The organism is Lysinibacillus sp. G1-3, assembly GCF_056322905.1.
The window spans coordinates 1-22,246 of sequence record NZ_JBWHYQ010000032.1 but is presented as its reverse complement, the minus strand read 5'-3'; the positions used below and the strand labels follow the sequence as shown (position 1 = coordinate 22,246).

Genomic DNA, 22,246 nt, shown 5'->3' with positions numbered 1-22,246 from the left:
ACGCAGAGTTTGAAAATCCACAACTAAAGCCAGAAGCTTATTTGATTAAGCTTCTGGCTTCTTTATTGGAATCTTTATTTTTTACGTTTTGTTAAACGTCCAAGAACGAATGCACCTGCTGCTACTGCAAGGACTGTGTTCGTTTTTTTCGTAAATACTTGTTTTGTAACAAGATTAAGATTTTGAGGACGCTCCGCTAAACGGCGCATAAAGTAGCCGTACCAATCTTCGCCGAATGGTACATATACACAGAAGTTATAGCCTTCTTTTGCAAGCTCTTTTTGCAGATCTGTACGGAAGCCGTAAAGCATTTGGAACTCGAATTTATCAAATGGAATATTATTGTCTTCTACAAAGCGTTTTACGTGTGCAATAACATTATGGTCATGTGTTGCGATGGACGTAAATTTACCATGTAGTAAATGATATTCAATTAGCTCAATGAAATTTAAATCAATATCTAATTTATCTTGGAAAGCAACCTCTACAGGCTCCTTATAAGCACCTTTTACGATACGAAGGCGATAGTCCTTGAATTTTTCAATATCGTCCTTTGCGCGGTAAAAATAAGATTGGATAACAGTACCCACATTATTAAACGTTTTGGAAAGCTCTTCAACCATTTCGAAAGATGTTTGTAAACGATCATAGTCTTCCATGTCAAAGTTTACGAATATATCATATGCTGCTGCTTTTTCTACAATTTCATATAAGTTATCGTAGCAAAAATCAACATCAATATCTAAACCTAATTGAGATGGCTTTAACGAAATATGCGCATCAACGCTATTCTCATGAATAGCTTCAATAACAGCAAGGATTTGTTCTTTAGCTTTTGTTGCTTCTTCTTCGGTAGAAACAAATTCTCCTAAATTATCTACTGTACAAGAGATATTATGAGCGTTTAGCTCTTTGATACTAGCAATCGTTTCTTCAATATTTGTACCAGCTACTACACTTTGTGCTCCTAATTTTAGGCCGTATTTTTTTGCAGTATTATTTAATAGTTGGTTCTCAGATAGATGGATGAAAAAATCGCGTAATAACATGGTCATTCTCCTCACTGCTGCATTTTTCTTTTTATTATAACATAATTTAGAAAATATATATTGTTTTTAATATAACGATTATTTCGTTTCAATAACTTGCATGCGTTCATTAAAAAGTGCAGGATAACTTAAAAAACCTATCATTATGCTTGATAAAGTCGCTGCGGTTAGCAGGGCGAAAATGATTAATAGTTGGAATTGCACCGCTTGAATAGGGTCTGCTCCACCGATTATTTGGCCACTCATCATACCTGGTAATTGAACAAGACCAATTGTTTTTTGGCTTTCAATCGTAGGAATCATACTTGCTTTTATCGCATGCATTAGCTGTCGTTGAATAGCCTGTTTTGGTGTGCCGCCAAGCGATAATATTAACTCGATTTCGTTCTGATGACTTGCAATTTCTGATGTAAAACGATTTAAAAATAGAACTGATAATACCATTGAATTACCAATCATCATGCCGCTAATTGGAATAATATACTGCGCTGTTGATGGTACAATATCAAAACCAAGTAATACCCCTTGTGTAACACATTCAACAGTAAGGAGAGTTAATGCTATTTTCCATGTAATTCCTTTAATTCCTTTCCCTTTTTTACGAGCATTGAGTGTTGCTACTAAAATCATTAATGCAATCATGAGGAAAATATAAATATAGCTTTGAGCATCGAAGACAAATTTTAAAATGTAACCGACGGCAAGTAGTTGAATAATAGAACGAATAGTAGCGATGAGCGTATCTTTTTCAAGTCCTAGCTTTAAGGTTTTTGATAGTAGAAGTGGAATTAACACAAAAATTAACGTTAAGGAAAGCGAAGTATATGTCATTCAATCACCCCCTGTACAAATTCAGCGACACGTGGATTTTTAGGTGCGTGAAGTAAGGAGCTTTGTCCAGTTTCAATTAGTTCCCCATCCATCATGACCCATGTATAGTGGCCGATTGTTAGTGCTTGCTGTAAATTATGAGTAATCCAAATTATTGTGACATTAAACTTTTTATTGATTGTAGCAATAAGCGTCTCAATTTCTTGCACGGATTGTCGGTCTAGTGCAGATGTGATTTCATCTAGCAATAAAATGGAGGATTGATTAATAAGTGTTCTAGCAATAGAAACCTTTTGTCGTTGTCCACCTGATAATTTATTCGTAGGGCGTTGTAAAAAGCTTTGGTCAAGTCCGACATCATGTAAATATTGGATCGCTTCCTGCTCTGTAAGCTTTTCTCCTTGTAACGAACGAGGAAGTGCAAGATTATCAAATACAGACCCTTCTATCATAGGGGCCGCTTGAAGAGCCATGCTCACATGTCTTCTTAAAGCGGTTGGTTCATATGTAGCAATGTTTTGATTATCAATTAATATTTGACCATCAGTAGGTGATAATAGTCCATTGCACAATTTAAGTAGAGTTGTTTTACCAGCACCAGAAGGACCGACTAATGTAGTGATTTTTCCTTTAGGAAATGACCCAGTAATTAATTGTAAGATTGTCTTGTCATTCGCTGAAAAGCTGACCTGTTGAAAGTGAATGGCAGGCTCATATGACGTATTCATAAAGTTAAAACTCCTTTATACTAATAGGTAAAATAACTGTAGCATGAAACAAAGGGAAGCTAAAGTTATTTAACATTGGGCAATAAAGTTAAGGGGGATAGAGAGTGGATATATTATATGTAGATACTTTAACATATGCACAAGGCACTATGTATATCATTGCCTCAGATGATGGACTAGTATATATCGGAACACCAAATGCACCATTCGAAGAGGTGGAAGTGTGGGCGAAAAAGCCGTTTAAAGGCTATCGTTTTGAAGAGAATAAAGAAAAGGTACAGCAATATGTTAAGCAATTATCTGCTTATTTTAATAAGGAACTTACTGAGTTTGATTTACCGATACATGTTAAAGGGACGCCGTTTCAACTAGCAGTATGGGATGCTTTGAAGGAGCTACCATATGGTACAACTACAACATACTCAGATATTGCGCACCGTATCGGTAATCCGAAAGCAGTAAGAGCTGTAGGCAGTGCAATCGGCGCCAATCCAATATTAGCGATTATTCCTTGTCATCGTGTGATTGGCAAAGATGGGAAACTAACAGGCTTCCGTAGTGGGCTTGCTATGAAAGAATTTTTACTAGAGCTAGAGAGAGCATAAAACAAGAATCTGCATAATCTTTGGGTAAACAGTTTGCCGAAGAGATTGCAGATTCTTGTTTTTTATATTAAAGAAGACGAAGTTCAATAAATACTATACATGTTCTTCTTGGACATTGTTATTTGCTTTACCGAAATGAGTTAAACGATGAGCAAATGATTCTCCTCGCACTACAGAGCCCTTGAAAATATCCTGAAACTCATAAGCCGGAGCACCGTGTTCGATGACATCTAGGCCAGTGACTTCATCTTCAGCAGAAACTCGTAATGGCACAAATGCTTTTATAACAAGTAAACCAACTGCTACTGAAACGCTAACCCAAGCAATGGTAGCAATAACCCCAATGGCTTGCACTCCTAATTGGTCGATACCTCCTCCATAAAATAATCCTTGACCACTAATATCAAACAAGCCAACTGCTAGAGTACCCCAAATACCACAGATACCATGGACGGCGATTGCACCAACAGGATCATCGACTTTTAACTTCCATTCAATGAAGCGGACGCCCTCGACCAATAATGGAGCAGCGATTAATCCGATAATGAGTGAACCCACAATACTAACATTAGCTGCACCAGCGGTAATACTTACAAGTCCTGCTAAAGCACCGTTTAATGTGAGTGAGCCATCGATATGACCATATCGAAATTTTGTATAAAGGGCTGTAACCACAACTCCAGCAGCAGCAGAGAAAAATGTATTTGCAATTACGCTTGGTACAAGTTTAGGATCGGCAGCTAATGTTGAAGCACCATTGAAGCCAAACCAACCAAACCAAAGTAAAAATACGCCTAAAGCTCCTAATGGAATACTATGTCCTGTAATAACGTTGACACGACCATTTTCATATTTACCGAGACGAGGACCGACCATTACCGCAGCTACAAATGCCGCAACTGCACCTGTTAAATGTACAACGGTAGATCCAGCGAAGTCGGTAAAACCAATATTTGTTAACCATCCATGCCCACTCCAAACCCAATGACCAACAACAGGATAAACAAGTAACGACATGAGAATAATTACGCCGATATAAGCAAAAATATTAGTACGTTCTGCCACTGCTCCAGATAAAATTGTTGCTCCAGTTGCTGCAAACATTGTTTGGAAAATAAAGAAGGAGAGATTATCTACACCATTTAAGGCAAAGCCACTTGTACCGAAGATACCGCCAACTGAATCACCAAACATAATAGCGTAACCACAGAGGAAATAGACAATGCCACCAAGTGAAATAGTTAGGAAGTTTTTCATAATAATATTGACCGCGTTTTTTGAGCGTGTAAAGCCAGCTTCAACCATCGCAAATCCTGCATGCATAAAGAAGACTAAAATTGTACCGAGCATCATCCAAACTAAATTTATAGATAATGTTATTTCATCCATATATATCGCCCCCTTATTCTACTGCAATTGATCCGACTTCTTTTGTACGGATACGAATTGCTTGTTCTATTGGATAAACGAAGATTTTACCATCTCCAACCTTGCCAGTTGCTGCCTTACGTAATAAAACTTCAACAATAGAATCTACTTTCTCATCATCAACAATCATTTCTAATTTCAACTTTGGCAAAAATTCAATTTCATAGGTATTTCCACGAAATAACCCTGTACGTCCTAATTGACGACCGCAGCCAGCAATTTCTGAAACACTGAGCCCAGCAATTCCTTCCTGTGCAAGTCCGTCCCTGACCGAACCGAAAACTTCGGGACGGATGATCGCTTCTATTTTTTTCATCAATATCAGCTCCTTGAGTAAATTTAATTTACATGTTAAAACGCTATGAAAAACGGCGCAATAATTATTTGAACATTCATGTTATGTTTCGTTACATGTAATATTTCGTCTTTCGTATTAGTTTGCTGAAAATGTTTTTAAAAGGGGAATGAAAGCGGTATTAAAATTTGTGTCTAAAATGTGAACATTTCTAAATTTTCTGATTATTAGTGTGAGGAAACCTAACATTAAAGTTGGAGAATGTAATACGCAAGAATTTGGGTATATAGTGTATACTAGGACTAATTATCAAAGCGGAAGAAGGGGTTTCTTGTGAGATCAAACTATGCAGATGACAGCTTAGCGCTACACACCGACTTGTACCAAATCAATATGGCAGAATCGTATTGGGCTGATGGTATACATAATAGAAAAGCAGTTTTCGAACTATATTTTAGAAAATTACCTTTTGGCAATGGTTATGCAATTTTTGCGGGATTAGAGAGAATTCTTGAGTATTTACGTGATTTTCGCTTCAGTGATTCAGACATAGCGTATTTGCGTGAAGAGGTTGGTTATAAAGAGGATTTTATCGAGTATTTAAAAAATATTCGTTTTACAGGGGATATGTATTCTATGGTGGAAGGAGAAACTGTTTTCGCTAATGAACCAATTATCCGCATTGAAGCGCCGTTAGTGGAAGCGCAACTAATTGAAACCGCATTACTTAACATTGTGAATTACCAAACCTTAATTGCAACAAAGGCTAGTCGTATTAAACAAATTATAAAAAATGAAGTGGCGATGGAGTTCGGTACACGACGTGCTCAGGAGATGGACGCAGCAATTTGGGGAACGCGTGCGGCGTTTATTGGTGGTTTTGCTTCAACTAGCAATGTGCGAGCAGGTAAACTTTTTAATATACCGGTATCAGGTACACATGCACATGCACTTGTACAGGCTTATAAAAATGATTATGATGCATTTCACTCCTATGCAAAACGTCATCGTGATTGCGTATTCCTTGTAGACACTTACAATACGTTAAAATCGGGTGTGCCAACAGCGATCCAAGTGGCTAAAGAACTTGGAGACAAAATTAATTTTATTGGAATTCGATTAGACAGTGGGGATATAGCTTTCTTGTCAAAAGAAGCACGTCGTATGTTAGATGAGGCAGGCTTCCAGAACGCTAAAATTATCGTATCAAATGACTTAGATGAATACACGATCTTAAACTTAAAGGCTCAAGGTGCAAAAGTTGATGTGTGGGGAATTGGTACGAAGCTCATTACTGCATATGACCAACCAGCTTTAGGGGCTGTTTATAAAATGGTCGCTATTGAAAATAACGATGGGCAATTAGAAGATACGATTAAAATTTCTGCGAATGCTGAAAAGGTAACGACGCCAGGTCTTAAAAATGTATATCGCATTATTGATAGAAAGAATGGTAAGGCAGAGGGAGATTACATTACGATGCACGATGAAAATCCTCAATCAGAGGAACGCATTAAAATGTTCCATCCTGTTCATACATTCGTATCAAAATTTGTTACAAACTTTGAAGCGAAAAACCTACATCAACAAGTGATTAAAAATGGCGAAATACATTATCAAAATCCTACTTTGGAAGAAATGCGCGATTATGCAGCAGATAATTTAGAACTGCTATGGGATGAATATAAACGTGCTATGAATCCTGAGGAATACCCAGTCGATTTAAGCCAAAAATGTTGGAATAATAAAATGCGCAATATTGAAGAAGTAAGTGAAATGGTCAATCGATTGTAAAGCGTAAGGAGTGAAGGACAAAATGACATTACAACAAGAAATCATAAAGGAATTACGTGTATTACCTACTGTTGATGCGCAGGAAGAGATTCGCAAATCCATTGATTTTTTAAAGGGATATGCGCGTCGCTATAGTTTTGTAAAGGGGTTTGTTCTCGGAATATCAGGTGGTCAAGACTCCACATTAACTGGAAAATTAACGCAGCTTGCGGTTGACGAATTAAATGCCGAAATGGGAGAAGCGAAGTACTCATTTTGGGCTGTTCGCTTACCATATGGTGTGCAAGCAGATGAAAAGGACTGTCAAGATGCGATTGACTATATCAAACCTACGAAAACTTTTACAGTAAACATTAAAGATGCAGTCGATGCAAGTGTTAGAGCATTAACGAATGCAGGTATTGAACTAAGCGATTTTGCAAAAGGGAATGAAAAGGCACGTGAGCGAATGAAGGTGCAATATTCTATCGCTGCTATGAATAATGCTGTTGTGCTTGGGACAGATCATGCTGCGGAGGCAATTACAGGTTTTTACACAAAATTTGGGGATGGCGGTGCAGATTTAATGCCTATCTTCCGTCTAAACAAGCGTCAGGGTAAGCAGTTGTTAGAGGCACTTGATTGCCCAGAGCACTTATATTTAAAAATACCAACTGCTGACTTAGAGGAAGATCGTCCTTCATTACCAGATGAAGTGGCGCTTGGTTTAACGTATGACCAAATTGATGATTATTTAGAGGGTAAGGCTATTCCTGAAGAAGCTCGTAAAACATTAGAAGGACATTATTTACGTTCACAGCACAAACGCCATATGCCAATTACAATATTCGATGATTTTTGGAAGTAATATATAGCTATCACCATAGCGTGGGGTTGATTTCCGTTCCGGCTGGGCGCTTTGTCGCTGCCGCTTTGCTTTCGCACAGTAAAAACATTTGCTGTTGCTGTCGCTACGCTTTCGCACAGTAAAAACATTTGTTGCTGTCGCTTCGCTTTGATTGATATATAAATATTTAGGAAAAGAGTTATGAGAAAAAGTGGAAGATATTTTTTCTTATAGCTCTTTTCTATTTTTTTAAGCAATTTGGTTCTGTATTATTAAGTTCGAGCATATAATGTCGATATATATACCTACAAAGTTGATAAAAAGTAAAGGAGGGTAATTATTTATGAGGACTTCTAGAGTAAGTTCGACGACTAGTAGTATATTTCGTAACGAACAACAGTATTTACATGCTGGGGATTTAAGCCATAATTTCGGACAAAATCCGAAGAAACAGTTTAAAAACAGTTTACTAAAGAATAAAGATAAAAAGCATTTAAGTAACACTAAGCAAATCCAGCAGCAACGTCCCAATAAAGTAGCGGCTAGTTTTGTGGACAATGCTTACGATTTACAAATACGTAATGAATTAAATGAAACTGCTGTAAAGCTAAGTATGGTCAGCAAGCAAAAGAAGTTTCTCAATAGTTACCGTTCTTCTATATAACATCATAAATTCAAACTCTCTACATCATTCAGGATGTAGGGAGTTTTTTTATATTGAAAACCAAAGTAGTGTCAATAAAATCTTTATGAATTGTGAGGCACTTTGAATAGGGTGACTTCTGTTCCAGACTACTCACTTTTCTGTAGACCAAGAAACAACAAAGCGCCCAGCCGGAACGGAAATCAACCCCTTGTTTTGCCGATAGCGTTATAAAAAATAGAAAGTATATATGTTTCATTCAAAATATTTGAAGTCGAGACGTTCAATGAATATTCAAGGTAATTTTTCCAATACTTCACAGTGATTTTTAACTTATTTCACAACTTATCTGTAAAGTAATTATTAGTAATAGAAAAACGAAATTGGGGGAAGCAATTGTGAAAAAAATATGGTTACCAGTACTAGCTGCATCACTTTTACTCGCGGCTTGTGGTACAGACAAAGATCAAGTGAAGAAAGAAGAAACGAAGCAAGATATCACAGCAAATGAGGCAGAAGCAAAGGATAAATCTACGCAAGTCGCTTCTTTAGTGGATCCACGTTTGCAAGAACCAAAAGAAGATACAATGTGTGAAATGTGTAATATGAAAGTATATATGAAGGACGAAGATATGGGGGAATTCTCTACTCAAGCAATAAAAGAGGATGGAACAGTTACCTTTTATGATGACATCGGCTGTTTAGTAAATGCCGAGGTTGCAAATAATGAAAAGAACGAAAAATTTGTACGTGATTTTAATACAAAAGATTGGGTAAAGGTTGATGATGCAACTATCGTCAAAACAGACCTGAAATCTCCGATGAATTGGGGATATGTTTATTTCAAAGATAAAGAGGATGCAGACAAATATATCGCTGACAATCCAACTGCACATGTAGAGGAATTACAAAAAATAAAAGACGATGCATTAGAGCGTCGTGAAAAGAAAATGAAAGAAAAAGCTGAAAAAGAGGCCAAAGGTGAATCTGACTCCATGCATATGGAAGAAAAGAATCAAGACGGTCATAGTCATTAATTGAATGGACTAGGGGGAGATTCCTCTAGTCTTTTCGTGCTGAACTGGGAGGTAAGGATTGGTGAAAAAAATAGGGTTGGCCTTATTATTTTTTCTATTCATGAGTCAGACAGTGTACGCTGATTTCGATGTACAGGAGGCGATTAATGTCGCAAAGCCAGGGGAGGTCGTTCATATTCCTGCTGGTCGTTACCGAGGTAATTTTATTGTGACAAAACCGATAACACTACAAGGCGAAGAGGGAACTGAACTAATCGGTGAAAGTGACAAACCAGCACTTCGAATTGAAAACACTACTAATGTCAGTGTGGAAAATATAACGTTATCAGGAAAAAGTAAAGCAATCGTTGTTAGTAATGTAGATGGACTTGAGCTACGTAAGTTACAAATGAAAGATGTTCATACAGGTGTTCATATACAACGCTCCAAACATGTGCGCATACAGGAAATCAATGTGACTGGTATCGAGGATCATTATTCCCAAAAAGGTAATGGGTTGGCTGTTTTTAAAAGTGAGGACATTACGCTCGAAGGCAATACTATTGAGCAAGTGCAGGATGGAATTTATGTAGAGGAGGTAAAGCGTATTGTTGTTCAACGTAATAAGGTGACGAGCAGTCGTTATGGTACGCATTTTATGTATACAAGTGATGCCAAAGCACTTTTTAATACATATGTTCACAATGTGACTGGCCTTATGATAATGATGACAACAGACATTCTCCTTGAAAATAATACAATAGCTAATCATTTTGATTTTAATGGCTACGGTATGCTGCTGTATGATGTGAAGCAAGCAAAAATTAAACATAATACAATCAAAAATAATCGGACTGGTGTTGCGATGCAGAAAAGTTCAACTATCCAAATTGAATCAAATGATTTTCAGATGAACCAAACTGCCCTTGAAGGTACAAAGGTCAGTAACGACACATTGGCTAATAGTAATAACTTTACAGGGAATATTTTAACGGCGCGCTCCGATCAGCAAGGCTTTCAACTGAAAAATAATTATTATGATGATTACTCAGGGATTGATTTAAAAGACAATGGCATCGGTGATATTCCATATGTGGCTGTGTCAAGCTTTGGTCAATGGATGGTACGCCAGCCTGTTTACCAATATTTTGTAGCATCTCCGAGCGTCCTTTTACTGACATCTCTGGATCAGCAAATTAATAAAACTGAAAAGAATATGCTTGTTGATCATACGCCGAAATTGGCGATGAAGCATGTGCAAGAGAAGAACAAGATGAACGTGGTACAAATGCTAGTAGGTTTATTCTTGGCACTAAGTAGTTTATGGCTATGGAAAAGAGGGATCACAGAATGAAAAAATGGCTGATGAGTGTATTGCTATGTTGTGGTGTATTGGTGGGCTGTAGTGAAAAAACATATGAGCCTCGTGAAATAGTTAGTGAAACTGATGTATGTAAAATTTGTAATATGAGTATCGTTCATAATGCATATGCTGGCCAGATTGCATTGAAAAATGGCGATTATGAAATTTTTGATGATATTGGTTGCCTTATGGAATATATGAAAGCGAACGGGGAAGAGGAGGTTGGAGCAGCCTATATTAAAGATGCGGCAAAAAATGAATGGATTGACGTTTTTAACGCTATTTATGTGTACAACAAAGATTATTGGACACCGATGAATTATGGGGTAGTTGCATTCGATTCGAAGGAAGCGGCACAGGAATGGATGAAGACAGAGGGAGAAGGCCGGCTACTAGCCTATAAGGATTTACACGATTTTAAATGGGGGATCCATAATTGATGAATAGTATGCTTATTAAACTAGAATTAAAGCAAATGCTCAGAAGTCGATGGATGCAACTTGTAGGCTTACTTTTCACGTTCGTGTTTACAGCTATCATTGTCATTCAGCAAATGGCATTACCAGATGTAGACGGTTTTACACGACAGACAGCCTCCTTTTTAAATGTATTGTTGTTTTTATTGCCGCTGTTTATATTAACGATCGGTAGTATGAGTGTAGCTGGTGATGTGGAATCAGGATGGTTTTCTTTATTAAAGACATATCCAATGACACGTAGGCAATATATTGCAGGAAAGTATATTGCCTCTGTGCTTGCTTTTTTATTAGTCGTGGCTGTGGCGTTTGGCGTAATATTAGCGATGGGTGGTTTTCTTGGAGGAGTGCGTTTGCCACTTATCTTCATTGTTCTAACTTTGCTATGCATTTTCATTTTTGTGTCATTGGGCATTGCAGTAGGAGCCTTTGCAAAAACAAGATTATTTGCACTGTCGTTGTCACTTGTTCTTTGGTCCGTTTTTTTATTGCTTATCTCTTACGCTTTAATGGCTATCGGAACTGTTGTGGCTGGTCATACTCTTCAAAAACTGACGATTATAGGGATACATATTAATCCTGTGGAGTGGCTACGCTTTGGCTACTTTATTTTTACAGATCAGGCGAGTGTTCTTGGGCCAGCATTTTATAAAGTAACGCAGTTTTATTCGTCGCCACTAGGTTATGCAGTATACATAGCTGTGACATTGCTTTGGATAGTATGTCCGTTAGCTTACACTAACTTACTTTTAACTTCTTTCAGTGAAAGAAGTTAAAGCCTCCGGCGGATGTCATAGAATCGGAAAGGAGTTCTTTGTGGATGTTAGCCTAAAATCATCGCATCCATGCGATAACGGCTAACTGACCTGCATCGGTAAAAACGCCACGTCCTGTGGCATGACCGAAATGACCGACATCGTGTCGGCCCTCGTGCAGGCCTAAGCACAAAGCCGATTCTGGACGCAATTATGCCGAGGCATAATTGATAGAAAGGGGATAGAAGATGATGCTATTAGAAACAAAGAAGTTATCGAATATCTATGATAATAATAGAGGTCTTCATGAAGCCTCCTTTTCTTTACAAACGGGGCGTATTTTAGCGCTTGTAGGGGGAAATGGCGCTGGTAAGAGTACTTTAATTCGCCTGCTAACTGGACAGGAAAAGCAAAAATCAGGAGAAATAATATGGCATAAACCACAAGCCATTCGATACATGCCTGATGATGTGGACTTTCCATCTATGTTAACAGCAGCAGAAATTTTGCAACTACTTGCCTCTTTAAAGAAGATTGATAAAAATGAACAGGAGGAAGTACTAAGCCGCGTTGCTTTATGGGATGTTCGAAAGCAAAAAGTGAAGCATTTCTCGAAGGGGATGCGTCAACGGCTTAATCTCGCTCAAAGTTTACTCGGTGATGGCTCTTTGCTTATTTTAGATGAGCCGACTAATGGGCTCGATCCATTCTGGATTGCAGAGCTGAAAAAAATGATGCTAGAGGAAAAAGCAAGGAGCTGCACGGTCATATTTTCTACGCATTTACTGTCTTTTGCGGAAGAAGTAGCGGACGATGTGTTGGTTTTACACGAAGGGAACATACTTATTTCTGGTGAATTAGAGGAAATACTTTTACAAGAAAATTCATCTTCGTTAGAGAATTTATGGTTAAAAAAATTAAATCTGTAACATTCTGATAGATAATGACGTTATACTAAAAGATAGGTTTGCTTTGATTGTTTTCAGGCAGGCCTTCTTTTTCATGCTGAAGTATTATTACTTTTCTCGCTAAGTGCCGAACTATAGTGGTAAAGCAATAGATGAACGTCTCATATAATTGTGTTACTAAACATATTTCGTTATTCTTAAATAAGTTGTCGTACAATTCGAATAATTGTTGGGTGAAATAGGAGGTTTTTTAATTTATGAATTCACAAATACAAAATGTATTAGAAAATATAGAAAAAGTAATGATTGGCAAAAGAGAGGTTGCAGAGCTTAGCATAGTAGCCCTGCTAGCAAAGGGACATATCTTGCTTGAGGACGTACCAGGTGTCGGTAAAACAATGATGGTTCGAGCACTGGCAAAAACATTTGAGGCACAATTTAAAAGGATTCAATTTACACCGGATTTATTACCGTCAGATGTTGTAGGGGTGTCGATTTATAATCCGAAAACGCTGGAATTCGAATTTCGACCTGGTCCGATCATGGGAGATGTAATTTTAGCGGATGAAATTAACCGTACATCTCCAAAAACGCAATCTGCTTTACTTGAGGGGATGGAGGAAGCATCTGTTACTATTGATGGTAAAACCTTAACAATCAACCAGCCATTTTTCGTTATGGCCACTCAAAATCCAATTGAGCATGAAGGAACATATCCGTTACCAGAAGCACAGTTAGATCGTTTCTTACTAAAAATAAAAATGGGCTATCCTTCAAGAGGGCAAGAAGTGGAGATTCTTCGTCGTGCTGAGCATGGTAAACCGATTGAAAAAATTGAAGCAGTACTAACAGTTGCGCAATTAATTGAATTGCAGGAGCTTGTACAAGGTGTGTATGTTGAGGATTCAGTCAAAAACTATATGGTCGAATTGGCGACTCAAACGAGGGAAAATAACTATGTACATTTAGGAGTAAGTCCTCGTGCAACGATTGCTTTAATGAAGGCTTCACAAGCGTATGCATTTATAAAAGGGCGTAGTTTTGTTACTCCTGATGATGTTCAATATTTAGCACCATTTGTCTTTAGCCATCGTTTAATATTAAAGCCAGATGCTCGCTATGATAACGTAACGGCAGAAGAAATTATTGAGCGAATTATTGCGAAAGTACCTGTGCCAACAAAGAGGTTTGCAGAGCAATGAAGAAATGGCAAGCCTTAATAGAGAAAAGTAAACATTTCCTTTTAGTTTCTTTGTTAATGATCATAACGTTTTGTTATGCCATGTTCCAAGGTGGGTTTGTCAGTTGGTTTGTATTTTTTACAGTTAGTCCGTTTTTGTTATACGCACTTATTTTCGTACTAGTGAAAGAAGATATTTTACTGGTGGAACGCAAAATTGAGCCCTCCCGCGTAGAGAGTGGACAATCTGCTAAGGTAACAATTACGGTAGAGCGTAAAACACGCTTTCCGTTTGCTTATATGATGATGGAGGAACTTGTAAACAGTGAAGTCCTTATTCAATCGAGGGTACAAGGAACGAATACCATTAAGTTCGTTGGCTTCAGGAAAAAATTTAGCTGGAATTATGTGCTGGGAAATATGTCCCGTGGCGAGCATCGTTACTTAGGTGTTAATATTGTTTTCTGTGATTTTTTTGGCTGGGCAAAAAAGCGAGTTGTGGCAGACAAGGAACAAGTCATTTTAGTATACCCGAGAGTACGCGAAATGAGGTATGCCGCGCTTCAAACAAAATTTGATGTTGGTACAATGATGTCACCTTATTCAATTGTTAAGGATACATCAATGGCTGTTGGTTTACGTGAGTATGTTCCAGGTGACCGTTTTTCGTGGATTCACTGGAAATCATTTGCGAAAACACAAACGTTGCAATCTAAAGAATTTGAAGATCGACAATCACAGGAGTTAATGCTATTACTCCATGCCGGAAAGTCTTCCTTATTTGAAGAAAAAATTGAGCTTGTAGCATCGATGCTACAAACCATTGTCAAAGAACGTGGAGATATTTCATTTGTTTCAGCTGGTTTTAACACGAAGGTGTTTCCGATTATTCAAGGTAATAAACAGCTAGATCAAGTAATGCACCATTTAGCTGCTATAAAACCTGCTGAAACTGTCAAATTCCAATTTCAAGATCAGCAAGTGTTTAAGCATGTTGCAACATTACTATATGTTACGAATGAAGTATCAGATGAATTAATTCATTCTCTTGCCAATATGGTGAAAAGCTGTATTTGTTTTGTAGTAGCGGAGGAGCCGCCTATGCAAACAAATTTGGCAAAGCGTTATAGGCAAATTCAAGTTGTACATGTAAATCCAACAGATTATTACCATTTGTTCACGGAGGTGATGAAGCCGTGAAAAAATCACTAGGAAATTTTATCGAATTAGCAATAGCATACTTAATTATTTTTCTGATTTTACGTGAATGGCTTATTCCTGTTATGCAGCTAACAAATACAGGAGTGTTTCATTTATTTTTAGTGTTCATCGGTTTATCATTGGTACTCAGTTTATTTCAAGTGCACCCAATACTGTCGGGATTAGTGAAATTTGGTTATATTACTTGGTTTATAGTGTTTGTTTATAGTGAAAGTCCCTTTTTTTCTGGACAGACAATACCGTTTTTAATGCATGAATGGAAATGGAATATGACTGCCTTCCTTTCGGGCGATTTTGGAAAAGTATCGGATTCATTTAGAACGGTGCTCTTCGTTGCGCTTATTTGGATGTTAATATACCTGATACACCACTGGATAACCGTGCGAAAAAATATATTCTATTTCTTTGCTTTAACAGTATTCTTTATTGCCACACTAGATACATTTAGTGACTATGATGGGAAGGTGGCAATTGTTAAAGTTATTGTGCTTGGATTAATAATGACAGGCTTGCTTTTTGTTAAGCGCTTATGGCTTCAAACAGATGCAGAGAGCAATTTCATAGGAAAATGGAAGCTGGTTATTCCGATGGTTGTTTCGGTAATGCTTGTTAGTGGAGTGGCATTCTATTTACCTAAGACAGGGCCAATTTGGGCTGATCCAGTCCCTTTTATTAAGGGGGTGGCAGGGCAAGATGGCATTGGAACAGGCGAAAAAACAGTTGGTTACAGCGACGACGATAGCCAATTAGGTGGACCGTTCCAAGGTGATAATACACTAATATTTACTGCATCTACCCGTGATCGTCATTATTGGCGTATCGATACAAAGGATACTTATACTTCGAAGGGCTGGATTCTTTCTGAGGGGAACTTTGGAAAAAATGTCTACGAGACCAATACTCCTATCCAAACTTCATTACAAGTTGGATCTCCTGAAACTGAGCGACAGGTTCACATGGACATTGCTGTTCCGATGCCTTTTTTAATTCAAACATATGGCATGATATCTGTTTCTACCCAGGATTCACCGCTCTTTATTCAAGATGAACACACTGAAAAAATAGCAATAGAACAACAGAATGGCGAGTCAAAATTATTATCTAATTATACGATCTCTTATAGTGAGCCAGTATTTAGCATGGAACAGCTCCAAATGGCAGACCCATCCACGCTAAAAACAGTAGATCCGTCATTTGACCGGTTTTTACAATTGCCAGACACACTTCCACAACGTGTAGGGAATTTAGCGCAAGAAATCACACAGGATAAAGATTCAGTCTATGATCAAATAAAAGCGGTTGAAAAGTATTTTTCATCTCATGGCTTTAGATACGATAAAAAAGAAGTAGCCATCCCTGCTGAGGGTCAGGACTATGTTGATCAGTTTTTATTCGATACTAAAATCGGCTACTGTGATAATTTCTCAACATCAATGGTTGTGCTCCTCCGTTCGGCAGGGATACCTGCACGCTGGGTGAAAGGCTTTGCACCTGGTAATCCTGGTCGAATATCAGATGGTTTACAAGAGTATCAAATTACAAATGATAATGCACACTCTTGGGTGGAAGCGTATATACCTGGAACAGGGTGGATGGAGTTTGAACCGACAATTGGATTTTCAGGAAATGTGAATATCGATTATGATATTGAGCAAGATACTCCTCAGCAGGAGCAAGTACTGGAGCCAGAAAAAAAACAAGAGCAACCAAAGAAGGAAGAGCAAGAGCCGAAGAAAGAAACTTCTAACTCAACATCGTTTAGCTTTGATTCTGTGTGGACATGGATGAAAAAGCATATTTACGTATGGATTGCTCTAGTCATTTTGATGATTATCGCTAGTATCGCTTTGTTTATGCAACGTAAAACGTGGATACCTAAAATGCAAGTACGCGCATTTCGTAAAAAAGAAGCAGATTGGACAAATTTCGATGCGTCATACCATGTTTTAACGAAGCAATTATCTCGTATTGGATTACGTAGGAAAGATGGCGAAACATTACGAGCATTTGCTCTAAGAGTAGATGCATCGCTTGAGACAGAGGAGATGCAAAAACTAACCGCTGTATATGAACAACATATTTATGGTAAGGACAAACGCGAGGTAGACTTTGTTGAGCTGAAAGAAAGTTGGGAATATTTAATCAATCGCACTATCGGTTGATTTTGATAGGTACAAAGAGTAAAATGAAAAAAATTATATATAGATGAGGATTGCTTTCATATAAGTTCGATAATAAGGTTCGGATGTTTCTACGAGATTACCGTAAATGATTTCTCTATGAAGGTGAATGTTTTGTTAGGTGAGAAGGTTAGTAAATCACTTTTCTTTGTGACGCATTCGCCTTTATACATCAAGAGCTTATGAACGCGTAGGAAGTTTTTACTTTCATACGCGTTTTCTTGAACATATGAAAAGTTCCTTTAAAAATAGTAGAAGAGGTGGAAATTTTGTCAGCTAGCCCTTTATTAGAGCAAGAAAAAATCGTTGTTCTTGACTTCGGTAGCCAATTTAACCAATTGATTACGCGTCGTATCCGTGAATTTGGTGTATTCAGTGAGTTACATCCTCATACGATTACAGCAGAAGAAATTAAAAATATGAACGCAACAGGTATCATCTTTTCAGGTGGTCCAAACTCTGTTTATGACGAAAATGCCTTCCATGTAGACCCGGCTATTTTCGAATTAGGCTTACCAATCCTAGGTATTTGCTATGGTATGCAATTAATGGCACATACGCAAGGTGGTAAAGTTGAAGGTGCTGAAACACGCGAATATGGTAAAGCAGAAATTAAAGTAATAGCTTCAAACAAGTTATTCGGTAACTTACCAACTGAACAAATCGTTTGGATGAGCCATGGTGACCATGTAACAGAAGTACCGGCTGGTTTTGAAGTAATTGCAACAAGTGCTGCTTGCCCTATCTCTGCAATGGCAAATGTAGAACGTAAACTATATGCAGTACAATTCCACCCAGAAGTACGTCACTCTGTATATGGTAACGACTTATTACGTCAGTTCGTATTTGACATTTGTGGAGCAAAAGGTGATTGGTCAATGGCAAACTTCATTGAACTTGAAATCGCAAAAATCCGCGAAACAGTAGGTGACAAAAAAGTATTATGTGCACTTTCTGGCGGTGTAGACTCATCAGTTGTTGCTGTTCTAATTCATAAAGCAATTGGCGACCAATTAACTTGTATGTTCGTTGACCACAACTTGAACCGTAAAGGTGAAGTTGAGCAAGTTATGAAAACATTTACAGAAGACTTTGACATGAATCTTATAAAAATTGATGCACGTCAACGTTTTATGGAAAAACTTGCAGGCGTTTCTGACCCAGAGCAAAAACGTAAAATTATCGGTAACGAATTTATTTACGTATTTGATGAAGAGGCGGCTAAACTTGAAGGTATGGACTTCTTAGCACAAGGTACTCTTTACACAGATATCATTGAATCGGGTACATCCACTGCACAAACAATTAAATCACACCATAACGTTGGTGGTCTTCCAGAAGACATGCAATTCAAATTAATTGAGCCACTTAACACATTATTTAAAGACGAAGTGCGTGCATTAGGATTAGAGCTTGGCCTTGACGAAAAAATTGTTTGGCGTCAACCATTCCCAGGTCCTGGTCTAGGAATCCGTGTACTTGGTGAAGTAACAGAAGAAAAACTAGAAATCGTACGCGAATCTGATTTCATCTTACGTGAAGAAATCGCAAAAGCTGGTCTTGATCGCGATATCTGGCAATACTTCACGGTATTACCTGACATCCGTTCAGTTGGCGTAATGGGCGATGCACGTACGTATGACTATGCAATCGGTATCCGCGCGGTAACATCTATCGACGGTATGACTTCAGACTGGGCACGCATTCCTTGGGATGTACTAGAAAAAATCTCTGTTCGCCTAGTAAACGAAGTAAAACACGTTAACCGCGTACTGTATGATATTACATCTAAGCCACCAGCAACTATCGAGTGGGAATAATTAAATAACAACTATAAAAAGCTTGAAGATACTCATTTTATTGGGTTTTCTTCGAGCTTTTTATTTTTCGATTGGATAGCATAAATTTAAATAAAGGGAATATTTATTGCTTTGTTGAATATAAAAATTAGGGCTATTGCGGATCATGATCTACAATTTGATAAGTCGGGTTTTCTTAAGAATGTATTTGGAAAGATCAATATTGAATTTAATCCAAAGTATAATGGGCCCTTCAATGAAACAGATTCGTATTAAGAAATAGTTATACGATGAATCGTTAGGTATAGTAAACTAATAAATGTAAATAGGATTCTATGTCGTTGTTTAGCTTTAGGGGGGATAATATGGGGAAAGATATAGCGATGATACATACACTTGCTATTGGTATGCCAAAAGAATTGCATTATAGTAATGGGCGCTCGATGATTACAGGGATTGAAAAACGAAAAGTGGAAGAAGTTTATTTGTCCGCTCGTGGATTTGAGGGGGACGATGTAGCAGATAAAAAACATGTACGATTGATAAATATACTGAGGCGAACATATTACTCAAACGTTTAATTGAAACAGGTTATACGGGCTTTCTTGCACGTGTACTGGAAGAAGGGACAATCCGTGCAGATTCAAAAATTGAATTAGTGGAAAAGCATTCTGCGTGTGTTTCAGTTTTGCATTGCAACGAAGTGTATTTTAAAAACAAAGACGCACTAGCGATGAAACGAATTCAAGCGGTTGATGCATTAGCAGAAGATTGGAAACAAAAATTAGAAAAAAGGATTCAGCTCTTGCAAAGTAAAGTGATGAATTAGATATATGTTGATCAAGGGAGAACTCCTACAGTCACTGTATTAAAATCCTCAAGAATTCGAATGAATTCTAGGGGATTTTTTATTTTATAACTATCGATAAAGCATTAAGTCCTAAACGATTTCTTAAAATGTGACATCTACTGAAAGAGGTCAAATAAGAACTTTACACGAACTTTCTTGTGGTATTTATAAAAAATGTTCGGAAATAGGGTTGAAATCTAAAAAATGAAATGATATATTACGATTGTAAATTAAATAAGTCGTCGTATAATGTCGGGGATAAGGCCCGTGAGTTTCTACCAAGTTACCGTAAATAACTTGACTACGATTTTAGTTATATATATTAATGTATAGACACTAAATTAATTTCTCACAATAACTGTGATGAAATGTATCGTAGACATGCGACTAGTAGAGTAGTCAGTGTGTCTTTTTTGTTTTCGATATTGAAGACGACCATACGGAGGATTTCTTTAAAATGAAAAAGTATTTCATGTTCGATGAATTAGGAACTAATTATCGCCGCGAAATAATAGGTGGTATTACTACATTCCTTGCTATGGCTTACATTTTAGCTGTTAACCCTGGCATCTTAGAAAATGCAGGGATGGATAAAGGTGCTGTATTCGTAGCTACAGCATTAGCAGCTGCAGTCGGTTCTCTGATTATGGGTATATTCGCTAAATTCCCAATTTCCCTTGCTCCTGGTATGGGCTTAAATGCATTCTTTGCCTTCACTGTAGTTGGAGCTTACGGTATTCCTTGGCAGACTGGTTTAACAGGTGTTTTCTTCTCAGGGATTATCTTTATCTTCCTTTCACTAACGGGTATTCGTGAAACAGTAATTAATGCAATTCCGGTCCAACTTAAATATGCAGTTTCAGCAGGAATTGGTTTGTTTATAACATTTGTAGGGTTACAAGGAGCGGGTATCCTCGTAGATAGCCCAGCTACATTAGTAACATTAGGAACATTCACTGGTTCAACTTTACTAGCTGTATTTGGGATTGTCCTTTCAATTATTCTTATTATTAAACTACGCAGTATTGGTATTTTCTTAGGGATGGTTATAACAGCAATTGTTGGTATGATTACTGGTGTGATTGATCCACCTGCAGCAGTTGTTTCAGCTATTCCAAGCGTGGATTCAACATTTATGGTAGCTTTAGATCCAATTTTCCATGACTTCGATTCATTATTAAACGTTAAATTTTTAGTTGTTGTCTTAACATTCTTGTTTGTGGATTTCTTTGATACAGCAGGTACTTTAATGGCAGTTGCAACACAAGCAGGATTAGTAAAAGATAATAAATTACCACGTGCAAGCCGTGCATTGATGGCGGATGCTCTTGCAACAACAATTGGTTCTTTATTTGGTACATCAACAACTACAGCGTATGTAGAGTCAACTTCTGGTGTAGCAGCAGGTGCTCGTTCAGGTTTCTCTGCTGTTGTAACGGCAATCCTTTTCTTGATAGCGTTATTCTTCTCACCGTTACTTGCTGTGGTAACTCCAGCGGTAACAGCACCAGCTCTAGTTATTGTAGGTGTTTTGATGGTATCCTCATTGCGTTTAATTGATTGGGATAAATTCGAAATTGCAGTACCTGCTTTCTTTACAGTAATAATGATGCCTCTTGGTTACTCAATTGCTACTGGTATTGCTATAGGTTTTGTATTCTATCCAGTAACAATGCTTTTAGCGGGTCGTAAAAAAGAAATTCATCCTATGATGTACGGATTGTTCTTTGTCTTCCTTGCATACTTTATCTGGGTACGCTAATTATAAATACACAATAGAAATATAAACAGCACCTACAATTGTTAGAAACGAAACTAACAATTGTAGGTGCTTTCTTATTGGAGAATTAAAAACTATAAAAATATAAAACGATTTTAATGACTAGAAAAGGGAAGCTACTAATATGAGAGATTAGCGGTTATAGTGTCAATGTAAAGGATATCACTTTCATGTGTAGTTGAAGTTGATTCACATATTATAGAAGAAACTCCTTTTTTATTTAATTAGAATAGTTTTACTTTAATAATCTGCTTGCAAACTTACTATTAAGGTGATATATTTATAAACGTTGTTACGAAAGAAACAACAACAAAAACAAAACATTAACATAAATAGTTGACATAAAGTTAACAACATGTTAAAGTATAGAAAGTCACTTAAATGCGACAAACAAATGAACCTTGAAAACTGAACAAGCAAAACGTAATCAATAAAGTTTTTAGTAACTAACCTTGAGTTGGTGAACGAAACAAAATTTTGGACATCAAACATGATGCCAGCAAAACAATTTGAGCTAAT

21 protein-coding genes and 2 riboswitches are annotated in these 22,246 nt (G+C 37.4%); of the genes, 16 read left to right on the top strand and 5 right to left on the bottom strand.

The annotated features are described in order from the left end of the window. Positions 1-74 precede the first annotated feature (74 nt). The 3 genes from ACVYAD_RS24075 to ACVYAD_RS24065 all read right to left on the bottom strand — a co-directional run bounded on the left by ACVYAD_RS24075 (position 75) and on the right by ACVYAD_RS24065 (position 2,608). A complete protein-coding gene (locus ACVYAD_RS24075) occupies positions 75-1,049 on the bottom strand; it encodes a proline dehydrogenase family protein (RefSeq protein ID WP_476428182.1) in 975 nt (324 codons plus the stop codon). Between the two features lie 78 nt (positions 1,050-1,127). After that, the gene (locus tag ACVYAD_RS24070) at positions 1,128-1,880 is read right to left on the bottom strand and encodes an ABC transporter permease (RefSeq protein ID WP_349661933.1); all 753 of its coding nucleotides are present in this window, start codon (positions 1,878-1,880) and stop codon (positions 1,128-1,130) included. Beyond that, the gene (locus ACVYAD_RS24065; protein ID WP_349661932.1) at positions 1,877-2,608 is read right to left on the bottom strand and encodes an ABC transporter ATP-binding protein; all 732 of its coding nucleotides are present in this window, start codon (positions 2,606-2,608) and stop codon (positions 1,877-1,879) included. The genes ACVYAD_RS24070 and ACVYAD_RS24065 overlap by 4 nt, the downstream gene beginning before the upstream one ends. A gap of 104 nt (positions 2,609-2,712) precedes the next feature. Here ACVYAD_RS24065 and ACVYAD_RS24060 point away from each other — a divergent pair, with 104 nt between their 5' ends. Next, positions 2,713-3,213, top strand: a complete 501-nt coding sequence (locus tag ACVYAD_RS24060; protein WP_349661931.1) for a methylated-DNA--[protein]-cysteine S-methyltransferase — start codon at positions 2,713-2,715, stop codon at positions 3,211-3,213. Positions 3,214-3,306: 93 nt separating this feature from the next. On the opposite strand, the gene ACVYAD_RS24055 is transcribed toward ACVYAD_RS24060, so the two are convergent. Next, positions 3,307-4,602 carry an ammonium transporter gene (locus ACVYAD_RS24055; RefSeq protein WP_476428181.1) on the bottom strand — a complete coding sequence of 432 codons (1,296 nt, stop codon included), beginning with the start codon at positions 4,600-4,602 and terminating at the stop codon, positions 3,307-3,309. 13 nt (positions 4,603-4,615) lie between these two features. Then, complete coding sequence (locus ACVYAD_RS24050; protein ID WP_476428180.1) at positions 4,616-4,957, bottom strand: P-II family nitrogen regulator; 342 nt, start codon at positions 4,955-4,957, stop codon at positions 4,616-4,618. A 312-nt stretch (positions 4,958-5,269) separates the two neighbouring features. On the opposite strand from ACVYAD_RS24050, the gene ACVYAD_RS24045 reads away from it, so the two are divergent. The 15 genes from ACVYAD_RS24045 (at position 5,270) to ACVYAD_RS23975 (ending at position 21,709) form a co-directional block, all read left to right on the top strand. Further along, complete coding sequence (locus ACVYAD_RS24045) at positions 5,270-6,730, top strand: nicotinate phosphoribosyltransferase (RefSeq protein WP_349661929.1); 1,461 nt, start codon at positions 5,270-5,272, stop codon at positions 6,728-6,730. 22 nt (positions 6,731-6,752) lie between these two features. Further along, positions 6,753-7,577, top strand: coding sequence for an ammonia-dependent NAD(+) synthetase (nadE, locus tag ACVYAD_RS24040; RefSeq protein WP_476428179.1), 825 nt, complete (start codon positions 6,753-6,755; stop codon positions 7,575-7,577). 322 nt (positions 7,578-7,899) lie between these two features. Further along, on the top strand, positions 7,900-8,220 hold the full coding sequence (locus ACVYAD_RS24035; RefSeq protein WP_349661926.1) for an NAD synthetase: 321 nt from the start codon (positions 7,900-7,902) through the stop codon (positions 8,218-8,220). A gap of 377 nt (positions 8,221-8,597) precedes the next feature. Further along, entirely contained in the window at positions 8,598-9,236 is a 639-nt protein-coding gene (locus ACVYAD_RS24030) for a nitrous oxide reductase accessory protein NosL (RefSeq protein WP_476428178.1), read from the top strand. A 61-nt stretch (positions 9,237-9,297) separates the two neighbouring features. Next, positions 9,298-10,569 (top strand): right-handed parallel beta-helix repeat-containing protein, encoded by a 1,272-nt coding sequence (locus tag ACVYAD_RS24025; protein ID WP_476428177.1) that lies wholly within the window; start codon positions 9,298-9,300, stop codon positions 10,567-10,569. Next, positions 10,566-11,018: a nitrous oxide reductase accessory protein NosL gene (locus ACVYAD_RS24020; protein ID WP_476428176.1), complete on the top strand. Its 453-nt coding sequence runs from the start codon at positions 10,566-10,568 to the stop codon at positions 11,016-11,018. The genes ACVYAD_RS24025 and ACVYAD_RS24020 overlap by 4 nt, the downstream gene beginning before the upstream one ends. Then, positions 11,018-11,830 carry an ABC transporter permease gene (locus tag ACVYAD_RS24015; RefSeq protein ID WP_476428188.1) on the top strand — a complete coding sequence of 271 codons (813 nt, stop codon included), beginning with the start codon at positions 11,018-11,020 and terminating at the stop codon, positions 11,828-11,830. Before ACVYAD_RS24020 ends, ACVYAD_RS24015 begins: the two co-directional genes overlap by 1 nt. A 227-nt stretch (positions 11,831-12,057) precedes the next feature. Next, a complete protein-coding gene (locus tag ACVYAD_RS24010) occupies positions 12,058-12,738 on the top strand; it encodes an ABC transporter ATP-binding protein (protein ID WP_476428175.1) in 681 nt (226 codons plus the stop codon). A 236-nt stretch (positions 12,739-12,974) separates the two neighbouring features. Further along, positions 12,975-13,919 (top strand): AAA family ATPase, encoded by a 945-nt coding sequence (locus ACVYAD_RS24005; protein WP_476428174.1) that lies wholly within the window; start codon positions 12,975-12,977, stop codon positions 13,917-13,919. After that, positions 13,916-15,097 carry a DUF58 domain-containing protein gene (locus ACVYAD_RS24000; RefSeq protein WP_476428173.1) on the top strand — a complete coding sequence of 394 codons (1,182 nt, stop codon included), beginning with the start codon at positions 13,916-13,918 and terminating at the stop codon, positions 15,095-15,097. Before ACVYAD_RS24005 ends, ACVYAD_RS24000 begins: the two co-directional genes overlap by 4 nt. Beyond that, entirely contained in the window at positions 15,094-17,280 is a 2,187-nt protein-coding gene (locus tag ACVYAD_RS23995; RefSeq protein WP_476428172.1) for a transglutaminase TgpA family protein, read from the top strand. The genes ACVYAD_RS24000 and ACVYAD_RS23995 overlap by 4 nt, the downstream gene beginning before the upstream one ends. A gap of 36 nt (positions 17,281-17,316) precedes the next feature. Next, a riboswitch (purine riboswitch) is annotated at positions 17,317-17,418 on the top strand. 149 nt (positions 17,419-17,567) lie between these two features. Next, positions 17,568-19,118: a glutamine-hydrolyzing GMP synthase gene (gene guaA, locus ACVYAD_RS23990; RefSeq protein ID WP_476428171.1), complete on the top strand. Its 1,551-nt coding sequence runs from the start codon at positions 17,568-17,570 to the stop codon at positions 19,116-19,118. 344 nt (positions 19,119-19,462) lie between these two features. After that, positions 19,463-19,678 carry a hypothetical protein gene (locus tag ACVYAD_RS23985; RefSeq protein ID WP_476428170.1) on the top strand — a complete coding sequence of 72 codons (216 nt, stop codon included), beginning with the start codon at positions 19,463-19,465 and terminating at the stop codon, positions 19,676-19,678. Positions 19,679-19,830: 152 nt separating this feature from the next. Further along, positions 19,831-19,926, top strand: coding sequence for a hypothetical protein (locus tag ACVYAD_RS23980; RefSeq protein WP_476428169.1), 96 nt, complete (start codon positions 19,831-19,833; stop codon positions 19,924-19,926). Between the two features lie 243 nt (positions 19,927-20,169). Further along, a riboswitch (purine riboswitch) is annotated at positions 20,170-20,271 on the top strand. A 133-nt stretch (positions 20,272-20,404) separates the two neighbouring features. After that, complete coding sequence (locus tag ACVYAD_RS23975) at positions 20,405-21,709, top strand: NCS2 family permease (protein ID WP_349661917.1); 1,305 nt, start codon at positions 20,405-20,407, stop codon at positions 21,707-21,709. Positions 21,710-22,246: the final 537 nt, after the last annotated feature.

Bases quoted from the DNA above. Each gene is read 5' to 3' on its own strand.
- ACVYAD_RS24075 (WP_476428182.1), bottom strand. From the start codon at position 1,049: ATGTTATTACGCGATTTTTTCATCCATCTATCTGAGAACCAACTATTA.
- ACVYAD_RS24070 (WP_349661933.1), bottom strand. From the start codon at position 1,880: ATGACATATACTTCGCTTTCCTTAACGTTAATTTTTGTGTTAATTCCA.
- ACVYAD_RS24065 (WP_349661932.1), bottom strand. From the start codon at position 2,608: ATGAATACGTCATATGAGCCTGCCATTCACTTTCAACAGGTCAGCTTT.
- ACVYAD_RS24055 (WP_476428181.1), bottom strand. From the start codon at position 4,602: ATGGATGAAATAACATTATCTATAAATTTAGTTTGGATGATGCTCGGT.
- ACVYAD_RS24050 (WP_476428180.1), bottom strand. From the start codon at position 4,957: ATGAAAAAAATAGAAGCGATCATCCGTCCCGAAGTTTTCGGTTCGGTC.
- nadE (WP_476428179.1), top strand. From the start codon at position 6,753: ATGACATTACAACAAGAAATCATAAAGGAATTACGTGTATTACCTACT.
- ACVYAD_RS24035 (WP_349661926.1), top strand. From the start codon at position 7,900: ATGAGGACTTCTAGAGTAAGTTCGACGACTAGTAGTATATTTCGTAAC.
- ACVYAD_RS24020 (WP_476428176.1), top strand. From the start codon at position 10,566: ATGAAAAAATGGCTGATGAGTGTATTGCTATGTTGTGGTGTATTGGTG.
- ACVYAD_RS24015 (WP_476428188.1), top strand. From the start codon at position 11,018: ATGAATAGTATGCTTATTAAACTAGAATTAAAGCAAATGCTCAGAAGT.
- ACVYAD_RS24010 (WP_476428175.1), top strand. From the start codon at position 12,058: ATGATGCTATTAGAAACAAAGAAGTTATCGAATATCTATGATAATAAT.
- ACVYAD_RS24005 (WP_476428174.1), top strand. From the start codon at position 12,975: ATGAATTCACAAATACAAAATGTATTAGAAAATATAGAAAAAGTAATG.
- ACVYAD_RS24000 (WP_476428173.1), top strand. From the start codon at position 13,916: ATGAAGAAATGGCAAGCCTTAATAGAGAAAAGTAAACATTTCCTTTTA.
- ACVYAD_RS23985 (WP_476428170.1), top strand. From the start codon at position 19,463: ATGGGGAAAGATATAGCGATGATACATACACTTGCTATTGGTATGCCA.
- ACVYAD_RS23980 (WP_476428169.1), top strand. From the start codon at position 19,831: ATGAAACGAATTCAAGCGGTTGATGCATTAGCAGAAGATTGGAAACAA.
- ACVYAD_RS23975 (WP_349661917.1), top strand. From the start codon at position 20,405: ATGAAAAAGTATTTCATGTTCGATGAATTAGGAACTAATTATCGCCGC.